Source organism: Marinimicrobium sp. LS-A18 (assembly GCF_000463525.1).
GTDB lineage: Bacteria > Pseudomonadota > Gammaproteobacteria > Pseudomonadales > Cellvibrionaceae > Marinimicrobium > Marinimicrobium koreense.
On record NZ_AWEP01000005.1, the window covers coordinates 1 to 20213 of the forward strand.

Annotated in this window: 18 protein-coding genes; 8 read left to right on the forward strand and 10 right to left on the reverse strand. The window is 60.2% G+C overall.

The window, feature by feature from the left end; genetic code table 11:
* Positions 1-389 precede the first annotated feature (389 nt).
* Genes N645_RS0107840 through N645_RS16770 form a run of 4 tightly spaced genes read left to right on the forward strand, consistent with a single transcriptional unit; the run spans position 390 to position 4855 of the window.
* Positions 390-1331: a tripartite tricarboxylate transporter substrate binding protein gene (locus N645_RS0107840; RefSeq protein ID WP_024460953.1), complete on the forward strand. Its 942-nt coding sequence runs from the start codon at positions 390-392 to the stop codon at positions 1329-1331.
* Positions 1328-1849: a tripartite tricarboxylate transporter TctB family protein gene (locus N645_RS0107845; RefSeq protein ID WP_024460954.1), complete on the forward strand. Its 522-nt coding sequence runs from the start codon at positions 1328-1330 to the stop codon at positions 1847-1849. Before N645_RS0107840 ends, N645_RS0107845 begins: the two co-directional genes overlap by 4 nt.
* Positions 1842-3326 carry a tripartite tricarboxylate transporter permease gene (locus N645_RS0107850; RefSeq protein ID WP_024460955.1) on the forward strand — a complete coding sequence of 495 codons (1485 nt, stop codon included), beginning with the start codon at positions 1842-1844 and terminating at the stop codon, positions 3324-3326. Before N645_RS0107845 ends, N645_RS0107850 begins: the two co-directional genes overlap by 8 nt.
* Positions 3323-4855: an aldehyde dehydrogenase (NADP(+)) gene (locus N645_RS16770; protein WP_051174359.1), complete on the forward strand. Its 1533-nt coding sequence runs from the start codon at positions 3323-3325 to the stop codon at positions 4853-4855. The genes N645_RS0107850 and N645_RS16770 overlap by 4 nt, the downstream gene beginning before the upstream one ends.
* Before the next feature lie 173 nt (positions 4856-5028).
* Here the strand turns inward: N645_RS16770 and N645_RS0107860 are convergent, their stop codons facing one another.
* The 3 genes from N645_RS0107860 to N645_RS0107870 form a co-directional block, all read right to left on the reverse strand.
* Positions 5029-6399, reverse strand: a complete 1371-nt coding sequence (locus N645_RS0107860) for a glycoside hydrolase family 28 protein (RefSeq protein WP_024460956.1) — start codon at positions 6397-6399, stop codon at positions 5029-5031.
* Positions 6400-6491: 92 nt separating this feature from the next.
* Complete coding sequence (locus tag N645_RS0107865; protein WP_024460957.1) at positions 6492-7736, reverse strand: glycoside hydrolase family 105 protein; 1245 nt, start codon at positions 7734-7736, stop codon at positions 6492-6494.
* Between the two features lie 144 nt (positions 7737-7880).
* On the reverse strand, positions 7881-9311 hold the full coding sequence (locus tag N645_RS0107870) for a Gfo/Idh/MocA family protein (protein ID WP_036160661.1): 1431 nt from the start codon (positions 9309-9311) through the stop codon (positions 7881-7883).
* Between the two features lie 180 nt (positions 9312-9491).
* Here N645_RS0107870 and N645_RS0107875 point away from each other — a divergent pair, with 180 nt between their 5' ends.
* A complete protein-coding gene (locus tag N645_RS0107875) occupies positions 9492-10217 on the forward strand; it encodes a hypothetical protein (protein WP_024460959.1) in 726 nt (241 codons plus the stop codon).
* A gap of 87 nt (positions 10218-10304) precedes the next feature.
* A complete protein-coding gene (gene coq7, locus N645_RS0107880) occupies positions 10305-10949 on the forward strand; it encodes a 2-polyprenyl-3-methyl-6-methoxy-1,4-benzoquinone monooxygenase (RefSeq protein ID WP_024460960.1) in 645 nt (214 codons plus the stop codon).
* 247 nt (positions 10950-11196) lie between these two features.
* On the opposite strand, the gene N645_RS0107885 is transcribed toward coq7, so the two are convergent.
* Positions 11197-11619, reverse strand: coding sequence for an OsmC family protein (locus N645_RS0107885; RefSeq protein ID WP_024460961.1), 423 nt, complete (start codon positions 11617-11619; stop codon positions 11197-11199).
* Positions 11620-11895: 276 nt separating this feature from the next.
* Here N645_RS0107885 and crp point away from each other — a divergent pair, with 276 nt between their 5' ends.
* Positions 11896-12531, forward strand: coding sequence for a cAMP-activated global transcriptional regulator CRP (gene crp, locus N645_RS0107890; protein WP_024460962.1), 636 nt, complete (start codon positions 11896-11898; stop codon positions 12529-12531).
* Positions 12532-12658: 127 nt separating this feature from the next.
* Here crp and trpC read toward each other — a convergent pair whose 3' ends face one another.
* The 5 genes from trpC to rpe all read right to left on the reverse strand — a co-directional run bounded on the left by trpC (position 12659) and on the right by rpe (position 17751).
* Complete coding sequence (trpC, locus tag N645_RS0107895; RefSeq protein ID WP_024460963.1) at positions 12659-13456, reverse strand: indole-3-glycerol phosphate synthase TrpC; 798 nt, start codon at positions 13454-13456, stop codon at positions 12659-12661.
* 35 nt (positions 13457-13491) lie between these two features.
* Positions 13492-14532: an anthranilate phosphoribosyltransferase gene (trpD, locus tag N645_RS0107900; protein ID WP_024460964.1), complete on the reverse strand. Its 1041-nt coding sequence runs from the start codon at positions 14530-14532 to the stop codon at positions 13492-13494.
* 158 nt (positions 14533-14690) lie between these two features.
* Positions 14691-15269: an aminodeoxychorismate/anthranilate synthase component II gene (locus tag N645_RS0107905; protein WP_024460965.1), complete on the reverse strand. Its 579-nt coding sequence runs from the start codon at positions 15267-15269 to the stop codon at positions 14691-14693.
* Positions 15266-16765: an anthranilate synthase component I gene (trpE, locus tag N645_RS0107910; protein ID WP_024460966.1), complete on the reverse strand. Its 1500-nt coding sequence runs from the start codon at positions 16763-16765 to the stop codon at positions 15266-15268. Before trpE ends, N645_RS0107905 begins: the two co-directional genes overlap by 4 nt.
* 305 nt (positions 16766-17070) lie before the next feature.
* The gene (gene rpe / locus N645_RS0107915) at positions 17071-17751 is read right to left on the reverse strand and encodes a ribulose-phosphate 3-epimerase (RefSeq protein ID WP_036160665.1); all 681 of its coding nucleotides are present in this window, start codon (positions 17749-17751) and stop codon (positions 17071-17073) included.
* Positions 17752-17851: 100 nt separating this feature from the next.
* On the opposite strand from rpe, the gene N645_RS0107920 reads away from it, so the two are divergent.
* A complete protein-coding gene (locus tag N645_RS0107920; protein ID WP_024460968.1) occupies positions 17852-18973 on the forward strand; it encodes a DUF3530 family protein in 1122 nt (373 codons plus the stop codon).
* Positions 18974-19000: 27 nt separating this feature from the next.
* On the opposite strand, the gene N645_RS0107925 is transcribed toward N645_RS0107920, so the two are convergent.
* Positions 19001-20197 carry an amino acid aminotransferase gene (locus N645_RS0107925; RefSeq protein WP_024460969.1) on the reverse strand — a complete coding sequence of 399 codons (1197 nt, stop codon included), beginning with the start codon at positions 20195-20197 and terminating at the stop codon, positions 19001-19003.
* Positions 20198-20213 lie beyond the last annotated feature (16 nt).

The window sequence follows — 20213 nt, forward strand, 5'->3', positions numbered from 1 at the left end:
ATTAACGTTTCGGGAAATAGCACCTTTCGGATGTGGGGTTTGGTATTACACGGCAGGTTGCGTAGGGCGGATAAGGGCAAAGCCCGCATCCGCCGTTACCCAAGTTGCAGTACATAAGGGACTATTCCCCTCGTCAAGTTCAGTAACGGCGGATGCGCCTTCGGCTTATCCGCCCTACGCAACCCAGGGTGCTATTTCCCGAAACGATACGCTGGCAACGCGGAGGGAGGAAAGGGGTCTTTGAGGACGTCGCCTGCCCGGACGGCAGGCGATCGAGCCCCCAGGGATGGGTTTACGGCGTGCCTCAAAGACCCCTTTCCTCCCGCAGCACTCTATGCAAAGTGCCTCTGCGAAAAACATAACAATCAACGGACAACAGGTGAGAGACTATGCGACGGTTGATCGACCGCTGCTTGATGATAGTGGTCCTGATGATGATCGCGGGGCCACTACAGGCAGACGACCACTACCCGGCGGAGCTGGTGAAAATTTATGTTCCCTCTTCACCGGGTGGATCTACCGATGCGATTGCCCGGGTTTTTGCCAAACACTTTGAGCAGGTGACCGGCAGCGCCGTGGCCATCGTCAACCAGACCGGCGGTGGCGGCGTCATCGCCGCGCACTCCGTCGCGCGCTCCAAACCCAACGGCGGCACCCTGCTGCTCTACCACACCGCCCTGCACGTCTCCCATGCCCTTGGGCGTTCACCCTATCAATACAAAGACTTTACCCCCCTGGCCACCCTCAGCATGGTCAACGACGTCTACGCCGTGCGCGCCGATGCGCCCTATAAAACCCTGAAAGAAGTGCTCGACTACACCCGCGAGCACGAGGGCAAAATTACCGTGGGCTCGCAGTTTGGCGCCACCACCCAGATCAAAGGCCAAGCGCTCACCCAGCTGTATCCCGACGGCTTTCGGGTGGTGGACTCGGGCAGTGAGTCCAAACGGATTACCGCCCTGCTGGGTGAGAAAGTGGACCTGATCAGTATGAGCGTTGCGAGCGCACTACAGTTCGAGCGCAATGGCGATGTGCGCATTCTCGGGGTCATGAACAACACCCCGGACGCCTTCGCGCCAGATTGGCCCACCGCGCCCAGCCAGGGAGTGCCCGCGCATCTGCCACAAGTGTTTGCCGTTTACGGTCCGGCCGAACTACCGCAACCGATCATCGATCAGTTCGACAGAATCATGGCCGGGATTCAACAGGACCTCGCCTATCAAGAGGCAATCAGGAAGGTGCGCCAGAGTCCCGAATACCGGAACCACAAAGACGCGGCCATTTTTCTGGCCGACGAGTACCGATTTATTGAAAAAGTGGTGAACCCATGAGCCGGTCCTTCACTGAACGTCTGAGTGCGGTGCCCACCGACCGCTGGTTTGGCCTTGCCACCATCGGCTGCTCCGGACTGCTGTACAGCATCTTCTGGCAGGACACTTTGAAGCCCACCCTGGGTGATCCCGGTCCTACGTTGCTGCCCGGATTGATCGCCGTGCTGCTGACCCTGATGGGGTTGATTCTGCTCATCAGACCCTCGACGGACCGCGAACCGGCAGAGGAAACGGATACCCCTGGGACCTTTCGCCCCTGGCGCGGCACCTTCTCCATTGTCGCGGTCCTCGCCTACGCCTGGGTGCTGCCCAATCTCGGCTACGCGGTCAGCACCGCGGTCTTCTTTGCCCTGAGTACCTGGCTGCTCGGTCGACTGTCATTGAAGGCCGGCGTGCAGTGTTGCCTCATTGCGATTCTGGTCGCTGTCGTCACTCACTATCTGCTCGTCTCGGTACTGAAAGTCAGCTTACCCGAGGGGGAATGGCTCTACGCATTGAAAGGAGTGCTTTATGATTGAGCTGTTCGCCGCCGGTGTCTGGGAACTGTTGCAGCCCCAGGTACTGATCGTGCTGTTTCTGGCCTGTATCGTCGGCCTGGTGATTGGGGCTCTGCCCGGGCTTAACGCCACCATGGCGGTGGCGATCATCCTGCCCCTGACCTTCAGCTTCAACGCCCATCTCGGTATGGCGACACTGGTGGCCGTGTATATCGGTGGCATCTGTGGCGGTCTGGTATCGGCCATTCTGCTGCGGATTCCGGGCACCCCTTCATCGGTTGCCACCACCTTTGACGGCTACCCGCTCGCCCAACAGGGGCAGGCGGTCAAAGCCTTGGGCACTGCCATGCTCGCCTCCTACGCCGGGGGCATGTTCAGCCTGCTGGTGCTGGTGATGTTTGCCCCGATGGTGGCGCGCCTGGCGATCAATTTCGGCCCCGCCGAGTACTTTGCCCTATCGGTCATGGCGCTGACCATGGTGGCCGCGCTGGCCGGCAAGAGTCTAGTCAAGGGCGCGATCACCGCGCTGTTGGGTATGGCGTTCAGCATGGTGGGCATGGCGCCCATCGACGGCACTGCGCGTTATACCTTTGGGGAAATCAACCTCTGGGCCGGGATCGGGCTGGTACCATTCATGATCGGCCTGTTTGCGATCTCCCAGGTACTGCGTGAACTGTTTCGGGAAACACCCCAGCCCAAGGTGGATATGACCATCAAAGGCGTGGGCGTCACCCTCAAAGAAATCAGGCGCAACCTGGTCAATGTGTTCCGCTCATCCGGCATCGGTGTGGGCATTGGCGTGCTGCCGGGGATCGGCGGCGCGGCCTCGAACATGATCGCCTACGCCACCGCCCGCCAGAGCTCGAAAAACCCGGACAGCTTTGGCAAAGGCAATGTCGACGGCGTCTGGGCGTCCGAGTCGGCGGGCAATGCCAGTATCGGCGGCGCGCTGCTGCCACTGATCACACTGGGGATTCCCGGCGATGGCGTCACCGCCATCATCATCGGCGGTTTTATGATTCACGGATTGCAGCCGGGCCCCCTGCTGTTTACCGACAATCCCGACATCGTCGGTATCATCTACGCCGCTTTCTTTATTGCCTGCACCCTGACATTGCTGTTCCAGTTGGCGACCCTGAGAATTTTCCCTCGGGTGCTGTTGATGCCGCGCCGTTATTTACTGCCCGCCATTACCGTCCTGGCGGTGGTGGGCGCCTACGCGGCGGACAATAACCCGTTTGATATTGGCGTAATGCTCGCTTTCGGGGTGCTGGGTTTTGTTCTGGAAAAATACCGCTACCCGCTCAGCCCCATGGTACTCGGTTTTATCCTCGGGCCCATTCTGGAAACCAACCTCCGTCGGGCCCTGATGCTCACCGACGGCCAGGTACTCCCCATGGTGACCCAGCCGGTGGCCGCCGGTTTTCTGGTGGTTGCTCTGGCCATTCTGATTATTTCACTCATCCCACACATTCGTCGCAAACAGGTGTCAACATGAAACTGACCGGACAGGCTTTTATCGGTGCCACCCGGGTCGCGGTACAGGGCGATGCTCTGCAGGCCATCGACCCGGCCAACAACACACCCCTCGACCCGGTGTACGCCAGCAACCAAACGCAGGACGTCGACCGCGCCTGCGAGCTCGCGCAGCAAGCGTTCAGACCTTACCGCAAAACCGACTCAGAGACACGGGCCCGTTTTCTGGAGACCATCGCAGAGAACATTCTCGAACTCGGTGACGCCCTGATCGAGCGGGCGATGGCCGAAACCGGCTTACCCCGGCCGAGACTGGAAGGCGAGCGGGGTCGCACCGTCAACCAGTTGAAACTGTTTGCCGAGGTGCTGCGCAAAGGCCTTTGGCTCGGCATTGAGCATGATCCGGCACTTCCGGAGCGCACCCCGCCGCGTCCGGACCTGCGCTCGCGCAATATTCCCGTGGGCCCGGTGGTCGTATTCGGTGCGAGCAATTTCCCGCTGGCGTTTTCGGTCGCCGGCGGTGACACCGCCTCGGCACTGGCCGCCGGTTGCCCGGTGATCGTCAAGGCCCACCCGGCTCACCCCGGCACCTCGGAGTTGGTCGGACAGGCCCTTCATCGGGCCGTTCAACAATGCGATCTGAACGAAGGTGTGTTCTCCATGCTGTTCGATGCCGGCCACAACGTCGGCGCCGCTTTGGTGGCTCATCCTGCTATCAAGGCGGTCGGTTTTACTGGTTCCCGCAAGGGCGGGACGGCGCTCATGGCCATTGCCGCCGCGCGTCCAGAGCTCATTCCGGTGTATGCGGAAATGAGCAGCATCAACCCGCTGTTTCTGCTCACGGATGCGCTGGAAGCCGACCCAGAGGCTCTGGCCGAACAGTATGTGGATTCCCTGCAGATGGGCGCGGGGCAGTTCTGCACCAACCCGGGCCTGCTGATTGCCCGCACTGGCCCGGCACTGGATCGCTTTATTGTCCGGGCCACTGAAAAGCTGCAGGGCTCCCAGGGGCAGACCATGCTGACCCCGGGCATCGCCCAGGCGTACAACGCCGGCCTGACCTCGTTGGCTGAGCAGCCTGGAGTGGAACTGATTGCCCGCGCGCCCGACGTTCAGAGCCCCAACCAATGTCAGAGCGCACTGCTCGGTACAGGGGCAGAGCAGTTTCTGGCACAGCCGGAACTTCAATCAGAAGTGTTTGGTTCAGCGGCCTTGTTGGTACAGTGTGACAACGATGCGCAGATGCTGGCCATCGCCGAAGGATTGGAAGGGCAACTGACGGCGGGACTGCACTTGACCGATCAAACCGATAGAGCACTGGCGGCCGAGCTGATCGACATACTGGAAACCAAAGCCGGTCGACTGCTGATCAATGGTTTCCCCACCGGGGTCGAAGTGTGCAGTGCCATGGTACACGGCGGTCCCTACCCCGCCACCTCGGATGGACGCACCACCTCGGTGGGCACCCGGGCGATTGACCGTTTTCTGCGGCCGGTGTGTTATCAGAATTTTCCGGAGACGCTGTTGCCGGTTGAGCTTCGGGGTGTTTAACGTCGAATGGCTCGGGACGTTCCTACGTATCGGCGCGAAGCGTGATCCGAGATCACACAGCTGTTTTTGTCGGATTACGCTTCGCTAATCCGACCTACAAGACTTCCGACCTACTCGGCCGGAACGAAAAAGGCGGGCCAATGCCCGCCTTTTTCGTTCCGTTCAACGGGTATTTATTTCCAGTCGAGCTGACCGTTTACCCGGTTGCCATTGATTTCAACATTGTCGAACACCAGGTTCTGGACATTGTCGAGAACAAACAGGTCATCGGCTTTCTTGATGGTAATGTTGCGCAGTGTCACATCCTGCAGCGGATAGCCTTCGGGCGCATATACTTCCAGCACACTACCGGTGGATTCCACGGTAATGTCTTCGAACACCAGATCGCGATAGACCGTCGGGTAGTTGCCGCCCAGCTCACCGGGATAATTCAACTGAAACCAGAACAGTTGATCAAAGGACTCGATGGTCATGTTGCGAACCCGGATATGCTCGGCCACACCACCGCGATCCAGGTTGGCTTTGAAGCGCACCGCTGCCTTGCCGCTGCGCAGAATGTTATCGGTAAAGTAGACGTGGCGAATGCCACCGGACATTTCGCTACCCAGGGCAATGCCATCTTCGCCCCCCATGTCATTGTTGCGCACCACCACATACTCACTGGGGCGGCCGACCTGGCGACCATCGTAGTCACGGCCGGATTTGATCACCACCGAATCGTCGCCGGTGCGGAAGAAGTTGTTCTCCACAATCACATAACGACTGGAGTCCACATCAATCCCATCGTTGTTCGGAAACATGCTGTCCACTTTCAGGCCGCGCACAATGGCGTGATCGGTATAGACCAGGTGGTTGATCCAGAAGGGTGAGTTTTTGATGGTGTAGTCTTCCAACAGCACTCGTTGGGCGTCGACAATCTGCAGCATGCTCGGACGCAAGAAATGGCCCTCAGCGAACTGACGCTCTTCCACCGGGTTGCCTGCGGCGCCCATGGCTCGAAGCGCCTCCATATCCGGGCGCTGCTTGTCGTACCAGGGATGAAACTCGCTGTCTTCGTTACCGTCCAGTGTGCCTTTGCCGGTCACGGCCACATCCTGTACCTGATAGGCATAAATCAGGGGCGAGTAGCCGTACATCTCGGTCCCTTCCCAGCGGGTCAGCACGGCGGGCAGGTAATCTTCCGGCTCCGGGCTGAACAACAGCGTCGCACCCTCGCTGATGTGCAGATTGATCCGGCTCTTCAGATGAATCGGGCCGTGGCTCTCCCACTGACCTTTCGGGATGATGACCCGGCCACCGCCGTCCGCACTGGCCTGTTCGATCGCCGCCATGATTGCCGGGCGGGCATCGCCACGCTTGGCATCGAAGTCGGTAATCAGATAATCGCGATTGGGAATGTTCGGTGGTTGGACCGTCTGGACAATTTCAGAGGCTTTGTTCCAGTCTGCTTGGGTGTCATCGTGACTGTCCAGCGCCTGACTCAGGGATGCCGAGGTGGCCAGCACCGCGGCAAGCCCCCAGCGAAACAATGGGTTGATGGTCATAAGATCCTCACTACTGCTGAGTTGTTGTCATGATTTATAGGGGCGCTCTCACACGCCCCGACTATTGAAAAGCAAGTCTCGTCCGAACGCAATCAGCGGTCAAGCTCCAGTGCGGCGAGAATAAACGGACCGGTACCATGGGGATCGTTCACGCGAATCGCCTCACCCACATAATACTCGAAGGTTCCCGGCCGATAGGGGTCATTACCCAGGCCGGCGCTGCCACAGATCTGGGTCAGATGAATCTCGCCATTGGCTTCCACGTCCACCAGTTCCTGAATCAGGCCGTCGAAACCCCGTTCGGCCGCCGCCTGGAACTTCTCCGGCAGGTAGCCCATACGCACGCCCTTGGCCATGGCGTAGACGAACATGGAGGAACCGGAGGCTTCCAGGTAGTTACCATAGCGATCGCCCTGGTCGGTCACCTGATACCAGAGACCGGACTCATGCTGTACTTTCTCCAATGCCACCACCAGACGATTGAGAATGTCGATCAGCGCCTGACGGTCGGGGTGGTCTTCGGGGAAGAAGTCCAGGGTATCCACCAGCGCCATGGCGTACCAGCCCATGGCCCGGGACCAGAAGTGTTCGGAAAGACCCGTCTCATCATCGGCCCAGGTCTGGAGCGTGCTTTCATCCCAGCCGTGATACAGCAGCCCACTCTCGGGGTCGCGGGTTTTGGATTCGATCAGTTTGAACTGATGGGCGATATCGGAAAAGCTCTCGTCGGAATCTTCAAAAGTGGCCGCGTACTGGGCCCAGTAAGCCGCCCCCATGTACAGGCCATCGAGCCACATCTGCCAGGGGTAGATGCGCTTGTGCCACAGGCCGCCGGAGCGGGTACGCGGCTGCCAGTCCAGTTGCGTACGCAGGGTCTGCATGGCCGTGAGATAACGCTCATCATCGTACTTTTCATACAACAGGAACAACAACTTGCCCGCGTTGACATCGTCAATGTTGAAGTCCCAAATGTGGTAATTTTTGATCTGCCCCTGATCATCAATCAACTGATCCACATACACTTTTCCGTATTGCAGGTAGCGGTCATCGCCGGTGCGCTCATAGGCTTTCTGCATTGAGTACAAGGTCAACCCGTAGGTGTAAGCCCACTGGGGAGAATCCAGCAGTTTATAGTCGCGCATGGCCCAGGCTTCCGGGCTGCGCTTGATGATGGACAGTGCCATCCGGTCCGACCACTTGCCGTCTTGCGGTACGGTGACGGTCGACTCGCCGGTCTGGGCGCTGGCACACCCCATGGTCAGACTGACCAGTGCCAACACCATCAATGGGAAGCGGATCCCAAGCTTGATCCATTGGCCTATCGGGTTGATGAACATGTCTCTCTCCTATCGTTATATCAGGTGGTAATGTGTTGGGGGTTGAGCAAAACGTAATCCAGCGGTTAAAAAAAGGCGCTGCCGGCGTAGGTCCGGACAGCGCCAAGCTGGAGGCAAACGGTACACCATGGAAACTTATCTGACTCAGGCCTTCATACGTCTGACCTGAGGTTTGAGGTCGGTCAGCTCTTCGATTTTTACCGGCCGGCTCTCGTCAATACTTTTTCGCGCCGCCACGCCGATCAGCACCGACATGGCGCCATCGCGGAAGTTGGCCTTCTGGCCGAAGTTACGCTCCGGTGGAATTCCCTTGAACACATGGGCATTGAGAATCGGGTCACCGCCCCAGTGCGCTTTGCGAATATAGGGCAACTCAATGCGCTGGTAGTCACCAAAGTTTTTGGCGATGATCAATTCGTGTCGACCCTCTTCGCGGGTGCTGTGACTGGTCAGCCCCATTTCCTTTTCATACACCTTGGACTGATCGGTTTCCTGCTCTTCGAGCCAGGGGATGCCTTCCCAGGTTTCCACCCGACCATGTTTGCCGTTCAGCGCCAGACGAAAGCCTTCAAATGGCGAATAAGTGGTCAGCGAGTAGTTGACGATTACGTTGTTCGCGTAGCGCACCTGCACGCTCATCTTGTCGAAAATATCGATTTCTTCGCGCCACAGGCAATTGTCGCGGATGTATCCGTCGTGGTGCTCATTTTCGACGTAGAGCTTGGTGGCCAGCTCGTCTTTGGTGATGTCCCAGTAGTAATCGCATTTTTTCTGATGCGGGCACTCCCGGCAGTTTTTACCCCGGAAGTCGTTGTTGTGGCCGTAGTGCTCCAGCGCACCGTAGGCGGATACCTCTACCGGGTCGGATTCGATAAACCAGTTCAGCAGATCAAAATGGTGAGCCGACTTGTGCAACAGCAGCGTACCGCCCTTTTCACGCAGACCGTGCCAGCGCCGGAAATAGGAGGCACCGTGGTAGGTGTTCAGATACCAGTTGAAGTCCACCGACACCACATCACCGATCTCCTTGCGATCAAGCACCTCCTTGAGCGAGGTGAACATGTGACCGTAGCGGTAGTTGAAGCTCATGATCAGCTCGGCGTCGGAGCGCTCCACCGCTTTCTGGATGGCGGCACATTTGTGCTCATCCGTGGTCATGGGCTTTTCGGTGATGACATTGATATTGCGATCCAGCGCCTTGACGATGATCTCATCGTGGCTGGCATCATCGGTGGTCACCATCACCATGTCGATGGGACCGCTGTCGAGCAGGACATCAATGTCGGTAAAGGTAGGGCAATCGACCCCGATATAGTCTTTGGCGAACTGCAGGCGGCCCGGATTGGTATCGCACAGGCCAACAAATTCCACCGCGTCGGAAAAGCCCTGCACGAGATCGCGCCCCCAGAAGCGGATGCCCCGGATGCCGGTACCGACCAGCGCCACGCGCATCTTCCGGCTGGCCTTCTCCGCCATGGCACCCGCACTGGACGAGACGAGCGCTGTGCCCGCCAGAATCTGGCCAGTGCCGCGCAGGAAGGCACGGCGATCAATCAAGCTGGTTGATTTGCTCATAGATTTCTCTCTTTATTGTTATCTAGCACACTCTCACCACCAAAATGATTGCGCAATCAATACGGATTTGCAAGTAAAAAAGTGAAAAGTTGCTTTTGTGTGATATTTGCCGCCAAAATAGTGGCCAGAAATGTCTGGAGTGGCTCACATCTGGACCGAGCCGCCCGCCCTGGAGGGACCATGCCCAGCCGACACCGACGTTGCCACCCCGCCCTGTTGCTGCTGGGTTGGCTACTACTGTCCTCCTGCGTCATCGCGGAGCCCCGCCCCAAAATCGTGTTTTCCTGCTGGATTCCAGAAACCGTGCCCCTGCATCAGCGGGTGACCACCCTGTTCTCCGAGTCCTTCGATGCCCTGGGCTACGATTTCAGCATGCATTACCGTCCCAACCAGCGCTCCCTGATGGAGGCCAACGCGGGCATCAGTGACGGCGACTGCGCTCGAACGTCGGACTACCGCGACAACAATCCCGAAAGCAGCCTGATCCGCGTTGACGTACTGTTGGCGCGAACCTCCATGGAGGCTTGGAGCCGCGACCCGGAGCGGACCCTGAGCACCGAACAGGACCTGACGCGGGAACCCCTGCGCATCGGCTATGTGCGGGGTCACGTCGTGGTCAAGGAGTGGATAGAGCGCCATGAGCTACCGAATCTCGTCTCGGTAACCAGCACCGAACATGGCCTGAAGATGGTCAGTGCCGGACGGCTGGACCTGTTTATCGGCACCTCCGTATCAACGCGGCAGGAAATGCAGCAGGTCGAGCTGACCCACCCGATCTACTCGGCCGGCCATGTGCTGGAGATTGAGGGATATGCTTACCTGAACGAGGCACACCGCGTACTGCTGCCGTCACTGGAGCGGGAACTGCGCGAGCGACTGCCCACCGATGGCTGGCAGTTCGAGTGATCCGATCAACGCTGGGCAGGCCATTTCATCCGCGAGTACAATAGCCGCGTATACCCCTCTGAATCAGCCCCGAACAAGGCAATCACCATGACACAGCGAGCCCTGTCCCGACTGGACCAACTGATTATCGGCATCGACCGGGTGGTGCGCACCCTGGCGGACACGCCGGGAGAAGAGCGCCGCCCCTCCCCCGCTCGAGACCTGCCAAAATCCGATCTGGATGACACCGAGCGCCGCCACGCCGCAGGCCTGATGCGGGTGAACCACTCCGGCGAGGTCTGCGCCCAGGCGCTATACCAGGGCCAGGCCCTGACCGCCAAACTGCCCCAAGTACGGGCGGAGATGGAACATGCTGCCGAGGAGGAAATTGATCACCTGGTCTGGTGCCGACAGCGGCTGGACGACCTGGACAGCCATACCAGCTACCTGAATCCGCTGTGGTACGGTCTCTCCTTCGCCTTGGGGGCGGGGGCTGGTCTGGTCAGCGACCGGGTCAGTCTGGGGTTTGTCGCAGCGACCGAGGAGCGGGTGTGTCAGCACCTCCAGACCCACCTGGAGCAATTACCCGAAGCCGACCGGCAAAGCCGGGCGGTGGTACGACAGATGCTGGCCGACGAAGCCAAACACGCCCAGACCGCCCTCGCCGCCGGCGGCCTGGATTTCCCGGCACCAGTCAAAACCGCGATGAGTCTGGTAGCCAAGGCGATGACCGCTTCCAGCTACAGGCTTTGAGACAAACCTTAATTGGTGGATGACGCCGCGGTGCGGCTTATCCACCCTACGCGACGATTGGCACTGAGGGACGGGAAGGGGAAGCCCTTTCAAGACCGTAGAGCGGGGGACCCGCGATCCGAGCCCCCAGGGACGGGTTTACGGCGTGTCTTGAAAGGGCTTCCCCTTCCCGGCCCGGACGAGACAACAACCTCCCAGGGTGGATAAGCCGCATCGCGGCGTCATCCACCACAGTATGTGAAAGTGCTTATTCCGCTTCGCGGATTTCGTAATTGTGGGTGATTTCCACGCCCGCCGCTTCCAGCATGATCGACGCGGAACAGTACTTGGTGGCTGACAACTCCACCGCGCGTTTGACGTGCGCTTCTTTCAGATCCTTACCGGTCACCACAAAATGCAGGTGGATTTTGGTGAAGGGTGACGGTACGCCATCGGCCCGCTCAGCGTCCATATCCACATAGCAGTCCGTGACCTTCTGGCGGGACTTGCCCAGAATACTCATCACATCAAAAGAAGAGCAGCCGCCGAGCCCGAGCAGCAACATCTCCATCGGGCGCACACCGGTGTTGCGACCGCCATGATCCGGCGGGCCGTCCATCAGTACGGTATGACCACTGCCGGACTCACCCAGAAACTGGGCGCCATCTATCCACTTTACCTTACCTTTCATGCAACCTACCTCGCCGTAACCTGTGGGCCTGATATCAATGGCGCAGAAGGTTACCATAACCGCCCCAAAAACCCATCACCGACGTCTCTCTGTCGCGCCTTTCATCCTTTGCCCGGGTTCTGCGAGGTTCCACTGGACATGAAGGCGCCTTGGGCTTATAACTGGTTCACAAACTTGCTAGCATGTAATCGGTGCCAACTGGCAAGGGCTCGCGTTTAGGTTCATAATGCCCGCCGTTAACCCATTGATAACTCAGAAAAAAGCAGGAGCTGCACCTTGGTCGCCGTATCCTTGACACCCCACATTACCCATGTGGACGAGTTTCTCAGCCATTGCCATCGCCGCCGTTACCCGGCCAAAAGCACCATTATTTACGCTGGGGACAAGAGCGATTCTCTCTACTATATTGTGCGCGGTTCGGTCACGGTTCTGATTGAGGACGATGAAGGCCGGGAAATGATTGTCGCCTATCTCAACGACGGAGACTTCTTCGGCGAGATGGGCCTGTTTGATCAGGAAGACTCGCGCAGTGCCTGGGTACGAGCGAAGACGGAATGTGAAGTGGCTGAAATCAGCTACAGCAAATTCCAGGAGATCGCCGGAGAGAACCCGGAGTTCGTTTTCGCCCTGAGCAGTCAGATGGCCCGCCGTCTGCGCGCCACCACCCGCAAGGTGGGAGATCTCGCCTTTCTGGACGTTACCGGCCGGGTGGCTCGGACGCTCTTGGACCTGTGTAAGGAGCCGGACGCCATCACCCACCCGGACGGCATGCAGATCAAGATCACCCGTCAGGAGATTGGCCGGATTGTCGGCTGTTCCCGGGAGATGGTCGGTCGGGTTCTGAAGACTCTGGAAGATCAGGGGCTGGTGGAAGTGCGTGGCAAAACGATGGTGGTGTACGGAACGCGGTAGCGGCTTGGGCAGACTGTGTGGGAATGTCGGATTACGCTTTCGCTAATCCGACCTACCAGAAGGCTCGATCAAATCCCACAGTATCCGTAGGTCGGGTTAGCGCGCAGCGCGTAACCCGACGCATCACTCAATTGAAAAACCGCGCCAGGGCCTCGCCCGGATTATCGGCGCGCATGAAGGCTTCACCCACCAGAAAGCTGTGCACGTGGCGGCGGCGCATTTCCCATACGTCGTCCGGCGACAGAATCCCACTCTCTGTGACTACTATGCGTTCGCTATCGATGGCGGGCAGCAGGTCGTAGGTGGTTTTCAGGTCCACCTCAAAGGTGTGCAGGTTACGGTTATTGATACCGATCAGCTTGTTGGGGAGCTCCAGCGCCAACTCCAGCTCGGCCAGATTGTGCACCTCCACCAGAACATCCAGCCCCAACTCCAGCGCCAGGGTGTTCAACTCCCGCATTTTGGTCGGCTCCAGCGCCGCGGCGATCAGCAATATGCAGTCCGCCCCGAGGGCTCGCGCCTCATAGACCTGATACTCATCGACGATGAAGTCCTTCCGGATCACCGGCAGGCTCACCGCTTCACGGGCCTGTTGCAGGTAGGCATCGGCGCCCTGGAAAAAGTCCACATCGGTCAATACCGACAGGCAGGTGGCACCGCCCCGCTCGTAGCTGCGAGCCAGCTCGGCCGGTTCAAAGTGCTCCCTGATGACACCCTTGCTGGGCGACGCTTTCTTGATCTCGGCAATCACCGCCGCCTGACCATCGGCAATCCGGTTGGCAATGGCCTGAACAAATCCGCGAGTTTCCGGCGCCTGCACCAGGCTCTGACGCAACTCATCGAGAGAGCGTTGCTGTTTGCGCTCGGCCACTTCCTCGTGCTTGCGGGCAATAATTTTGCGCAGCACTGTCGGGGTGTCACTCACGGGTCAATCCTCTTGGTTCATATTCAATTCGGTGTTCAACTGTCGCTTTTGAAGCACTGGGTAAAGGCCGCCAGTTCGCGAATCTTTTCGCCGGCCAGGCTGCTGCCAATGGCATCCCGCGCCAGCTCCACCCCTTCTTCCAGGCTTTCCGCCACGCCGCTGACGTAAATCGCGGCACCGGCGTTCAGGGTGATAATATCCGCCGCTTTCTCGGCGTACTGCCCGCGCCGGTTGCCCAGCGCGTCTTTGATCAGCGCCAGAGACTCCTCGGCGTTGGTCACGCCCAGGCCAATCAGGCTTTTACTCTGGATGCCGAAGTCTTCCGGCTTGATTTCGTATTCGGTGACCTTTCCGTCTTTCAATTCTGCCACATGGGTTTCAGAGGCCAGGCTGATCTCATCGAGACCATCTTTGGCGTGAACCACCATCACATGCTCGCTGCCCAGGCGATGCAGCACCTCGGCCATGGGGCGACACAGTTCGCCATTGAACACACCAATCACCTGGCGGCGCACATTGGCAGGGTTGGTCATGGGGCCGAGCATGTTGAAGATGGTGCGCAGGCCCAGCTCTTTGCGCGGGCCAACGGCAAACTTCATGGCGCCGTGATGCACCGGAGCAAACATGAAGCCCACGCCGATCTCACGGACGCAGCGGGCCACTTCCTCCGGGGAAATATTCAGATTGATACCGGCTTCTTCCAGCACATCCGCGCTGCCGGTGGAGCTCGATACCGAGCGGTTGCCATGCTTGGCCACCCGGCCGCCGGCCGCGGCCACCACAAAGGCACTGGCGGTGGATACATTGAACAGGTTGGCCCCATCGCCGCCGGTGCCGCAGGTATCCACCAGGAAGTCGGCTTCAATATCGACGCTCTGTGCCAGCTCGCGCATGGCCATGGCAGCGCCGGTGATCTCATCCAGCGTCTCGCCTTTCATACGCAGGCCGATCAGAAACCCTCCGATCTGCGCCTCCGTGGCAGCACCGGTCATAATCTCTTTCATGACCGAGGTCATTTCCTCGGTACTCAAATCAATCTTCTCGACCACTCGGGTCAAGGCTTGCTTGATGTCCATGTGTTTCTCCCGTTTATTATCGTGAGTCGTTTTTGTCGCACTCTCTCACTCACTCCCCAGGGGCGAACACTCGGTCAGCCGGGCGCAATTCTTGTTGTTGGTTGGGTCTGGCGATCCCTCGCGAACGATTTACGCGACCCGATTCTGACACGAGTCATTCAGTCGCGCAAAAAATTATTCAACAATTCGTGCCCCTGCTCGGTCAGGATCGACTCGGGGTGGAACTGTACGCCCTCCACCGCCAGTGTCTTGTGGCGCACCCCCATGATTTCGGCCGGCTGGCCCTGGTCATCCTGGGTCCAGGCGGTGACTTCCAGGCACTCTGGCAGCGTATTCCGGTCGATCACCAGCGAGTGATAGCGGGTGGCCTGCAGGGGGTTGTTCAGTCCGCGAAACACGCCTTTATCCGCGTGGAATACCGGCGAGGTTTTGCCGTGCATCACCTGGGGTGCCCGGATCACATCGCCGCCGAAGGCCTGGCCGATGGCCTGATGACCCAGGCAGATGCCGAGCAGCGGCACCTTACCGGCAAACGCCTTGATCACCGCCAGGGATACCCCGGCCTCGTTGGGCGTACAGGGCCCCGGCGAGATCACGATCTTCTCCGGTGCCAGCGCCTCGACCTCTTCCACGGTGATTTCATCGTTACGCACCACCTTCACATCGGCGCCGAGTTCCGCCAGGTACTGCACCACGTTGTAGGTGAAGGAGTCGTAGTTATCAATCATCAGAATCATGGCTGCTCTCCACCTTTGGCATTCGCGCCGCGATTGACCATATCGACGGCGCGGAAAATGGCGCGCGCCTTGTTCATGGTTTCTTTCCACTCCAGCTCGGGTACCGAGTCCGCCACGATGCCGCCCCCGGCCTGAACGTACAGCTTGCCGTCTTTGATCACCGCCGTGCGGATGGCAATGGCGGTATCCATATTGCCGTTCCAGGCGATGTAGCCCACGGCGCCGCCGTAGATACCGCGTTTTTCGCTTTCCAGCTCATCGATGATTTCCATGGCGCGGATTTTCGGCGCACCGGAGAGCGTCCCCGCCGGCAGTGCCGCCCGCAGTACATCCATGGCCTCCAGACCCGGTTTGAGACGACCGGTCACGTTGGAGGTAATGTGCATGACGTGGGAGTAACGCTCCACCACCATCTTGTCGGTCAGCTTCACTGTGCCGGTTTCGGACACCCGACCGACATCGTTGCGGCCGAGGTCGATCAGCATCAGATGCTCGGCAATCTCTTTGGGGTCATTGACCAGATCCTGCTCCATGGCCAGATCTTCTTCCGGCGTACGACCGCGTCGGCGAGTGCCCGCAATCGGGCGCACGGTTACGGTACCGTCTTCCAGCCGGGCGAGAATTTCCGGGCTGGAGCCCACCACCTGATGGTCACCCAGATCCAGGAAGTACATATAGGGGGACGGGTTTAAACAGCGCAGGGCGCGATAGAGGTTGAGCGGTTCGGCCTGATAATCAATGGACAGCCGCTGGGAAGGCACCACCTGCATCACGTCCCCGGCCAGGGTATATTCCTTGATTTTCTCCACCGCCGCCTTGTAGCCCGCCTCGCCCATGTGGGAGGTGAAGCTCTGCTCCGGGCCTTCCACTTCAGGCAGGCCGACTTCCGGTACCGAAGGCACCGGCGCGCGCAGCTGCGCCTCCAACTCCCGCAGGCGGGCCTGGGCCTTGGCGTAAGCGTCATCGATTTCCGGATTGGCGTGGACCACCAGAATCAGCTTGCCCGCCAGGTTATCGAACACCAGTACTTCGTCGGAGACCGTGAGCAGAATGTCCGGCGTGCCCAGCTTGTCCGCCGGCATGGATTCCTGCAGATGGGGCTCGACATAGCGCACGCAGTCGTAACCAAAGTAACCGACCAGCCCACCGGTAAAGCGCGGCAAGTCCGGCAGGTCCGGCGCCCGGTAGCGGTGCTTGTACTCTTCGACAAACGCCAACGGATCCGCGCACTCGAACTGCTCTTCGATCTGGCCATCGCATTCCAACTGCACCCGGGAGCCAAACGCTTTCAGCACCCGGCGGGCGGGCAGGCCGATCATCGAGTAACGGCCCCACTTTTCACCGCCCTGTACGGACTCAAAGAGATAGGAATAGGGGCCACGGGCCAGTTTCAGATAGGAGGACAGGGGAGTGTCCAGGTCCGCCAGCACTTCGTGCATTACCGGAATGCGGTTATAGCCTTCCGAGGCCAGCCGGGAAAATTGTTCTGGAGTCATGCTTATACCTTTTGTTTTGCATCACCACCGCTCACGCCGTGTCGCCGGTGCAGTCAAATCATGAGCGGTTGTATTCGAAACAGCAGCACGCCAAAGTCGAGTAACGTGCCGAGACAGCGAGGGCCCGGCTCAGGCCTTGGGGGCCAACACCAGGCAATAAAGACCTAGCCACGCCATCGGGCGGGGTGTTTAGCGGGGATGTGCAAATATAAGCCTGACGAGATCAACGTGCTTCTCCTCAATACGTCGTGAGCCTGAGTTTACTCAAAACCGGCGCCGGGGGCCAGCCCCGGCGGGGATGAATATCACACTTCGGCCAATTGCTGGCGCATCTGTCCGATCACATCGGCGTAGTTCGGCGCGTTGAAAATGGCGGAGCCGGCCACAAAGGTATCGGCACCGGCCTCGGCCACGGACTTGAGAGTTTCCAGGTTGACGCCGCCATCCACTTCCAGACGAATGTCACGACCGCTGGCATCAATCAGGGCCCGGGCCTCGCGCAGCTTGTCCAGGGTCGCGGGAATGAACTTCTGTCCGCCGAAGCCGGGGTTCACCGACATCAGCAACAGCATATCCAGACGCTGCACCACGTGTTTGATCAGTTCCAGACTGGAGGCCGGATTGAGTACCAGCCCGGCCTTGCAGCCCGCGCTCTCGATCAACTGCAGTGAGCGGTCGACGTGACGGGAGGCTTCCGGGTGGAAGGTGATATAGCTGGCGCCGGCCTCGGCGAACTGCTCAATCAGGTCATCCACCGGCTCCACCATCAGGTGCACATCAATGGGGGCGGTAATGCCGTATTGGCGCAAGGCCTTGCACACCATGGGCCCGAAGGTCAGGTTGGGCACATAGTGGTTATCCATCACATCAAAATGGATCATGTCGCCGCCGGCGGCCAGCACCGCGTCGGCTTCCTCCCCCAGGCGGGCAAAGTCGGCGGAGAGGATCGAGGGGGCAATTTTGTAATCCCGCTTCAAGTTCTGCATAAATTGTCCGATGATGGTTGATAGAGGTTCGTGATCGTTGGAATCAGTCGGTCATTGTACCCAAAGATGCACCCCGATAGGCAGCCAACGGAAATCGCCCATGCGCCGCACTGAGTCCCCCCTCTTCCTTCGGCTTCGCTGGAGCCTGATTCTGGCCCTGCTGGTTGCCCCCGCCTGGGCCCAGGACGAGAACGCTCCGGCGCCGGAGGGCGACGGGGAGGCGGCGGAAACCGCTGCGGAGGCAGCTCCGCCCGAACCGGAGCCGCCACAGTACGCATCGCGCCGCGACCGGGACCAGACCCTGCTGGCCGAGCGCTTCCCCGACGATACCCAGTGGCTGACGCTGCCCGAACCGGAAAACGAAACCCTCGCCCTTTTCCGCCCGGCGGCCGCCGAACCCAAGGGCGCCCTGCTGATGTTCTATAGCGCAGAAAACCCACCCCACTGGCCGGCGCCCCTGGCCAATCTTCGTCAGGCTTTACCGCGCCACGGCTGGGCCACCTTCGCCGTCACCTTACCTTTGCCGCCCAAAGCACCCGTCCCCGAGCGCCCGGAAGACACCCTGCCCAAACCGCCCGCAGCGGACACCGAGGCGCCCAGTGAAGAAGCGGAGGCAGCCGAAGAAGAGGCCGACGCACCGGAGGAAGAGAACGCGCCCGCCGCCGAACCGGCGGCCGACGAGCAAGCGGAGGCAGAGCAGGCGCCACCACTGCCCGACCATGAAACGCGCATCGAGCAGCGGGTCAATGCCGCCCTAAACTGGCTTGACGCCAACGGGCAGGGCAACCTGGTGGTGCTGGTGGACCCGATCAGCGCCCCAGAGGTGATGGCGGTACTGCGCCCCCAACTGGAAGCGGGGGCACAGGGCGAGCCGCCCAGTACCGGAGAAAGCCCGCTATCCGGCCCCATAAGGGCGTTGATTCTGGTCAATCAACATGGCGCCATAACGCTGGACCGAGCCGAACTGGAAGCCCTGTTCGCGGTGCCTGCCCTTCCGCTTCTGGACGTGTTTCTCGGCCCCGATGCCCGCACCCGCGAGCAACAGCGTCGCCACCGGGACAGCGCGCGCCGGCTTCGTCTTGAGCACTACCAGACGCTGGTGATCGGACGCCCCGATGCTCAGGACCCGGAGGACGAACGCAGCTTCTGGGTGCGTCGCATTCAGGGTTTCATGCACCGTCAGGCCGAAGGCCGGGAGGTGCGCCTGAACCCGCCGCGCTAGCAAGCAGCGCGGCAAGTTAAGCAACACTCAGCCGCGCAGCACCTCGGCGATGGCCCGACTGACATAATCCACCTTGTCCAGATTCAACCCGGCGACGTTGATGCGGCTGTTGTCGGTCATGTAAATGCTGTAGCGATCCTTTAATTGGCCCACCTGGGCCTCGGTCAGTCCGAGAAACGAAAACATGCCCCGCTCCCGGGCGATAAAGCCAAAGTCCTGACCGGGCACCGTCGCGGCCAGCGAGCCCACCAGCGCTTCGCGCAGCGTCTGGATCCGCCCGCGCATCTCGCTCAATTCGCTCTGCCAACGCTGGCGCAGTTCGTTGGACGCCCAGATCCCCGCCACCAGAGCGCTGCCGTGAGCCGGCGGCATGGAGTAAAGCCCCCGGGCGACGCTGAGCAGCTGCGACTGCACCGCTTCGGCCCGGGCAGAATCCGCCCCAACCACCGCCAGCGCCCCGGCCCGCTCCCGATACAGACCGAAGTTCTTGGAGAAGGACACCGCTACCAACACCTCGGGCAGTTGCTCCGCCATCCAGCGGGGCCCGAAGGCGTCGGCGTCCAGGCCTTCACCAAAGCCCTGATAGGCCATATCGATAAAGGGCACAAAGCCCCGCTCACGGGCCAGCTCGGTCACCTGACGCCACTGCGCTTCGGTCAGATCCGCCCCACAGGGGTTGTGGCAGGCGGCGTGCAACAGCACCAGATCCCCGGCGGGCACTTCGGCCAACGCCGCCATCATGCCGTCGAAATCGAGCGCATGCCGCTCGAAGTCATAATAGGGGTACTCTTTCAGCTCCAGCCCTGCGCTGCCCAGAAGCGGCACGTGATTGGCCCAGGTGGGGGTACTGACCCAGACCCGGGCGCCCTTTCTGGCCCGCTGAATGAGTTCCGCCGCCAGCCGAAGCGCACCGCAGCCACCCGGGGTCTGCACGGTCGCCACCCGGCCCGCCGCCAGTGCGGGATGCTCCGGCCCGAATACCAGCTCCTGCACCGCCTCGTTCGCGCCCGGATAACCGGCCGGAGCGGTATAGGCCTTGGTGATTTCCGCTTTGAGCAGCTGCACTTCCGCCTCGTGCACCGCCGCCATCACCGGGGTATTGCCGGACGCATCGCGATACACCCCCACGCCGAGATCCACTTTCTCCGGGTTGGGGTCGTCACGAAAGGCGATGCTCAGGCCCAGGATGGGGTCGTTGGGTAGCTTGGGAAGGGATTCGAACATGCGGGGCTCCTGAGGT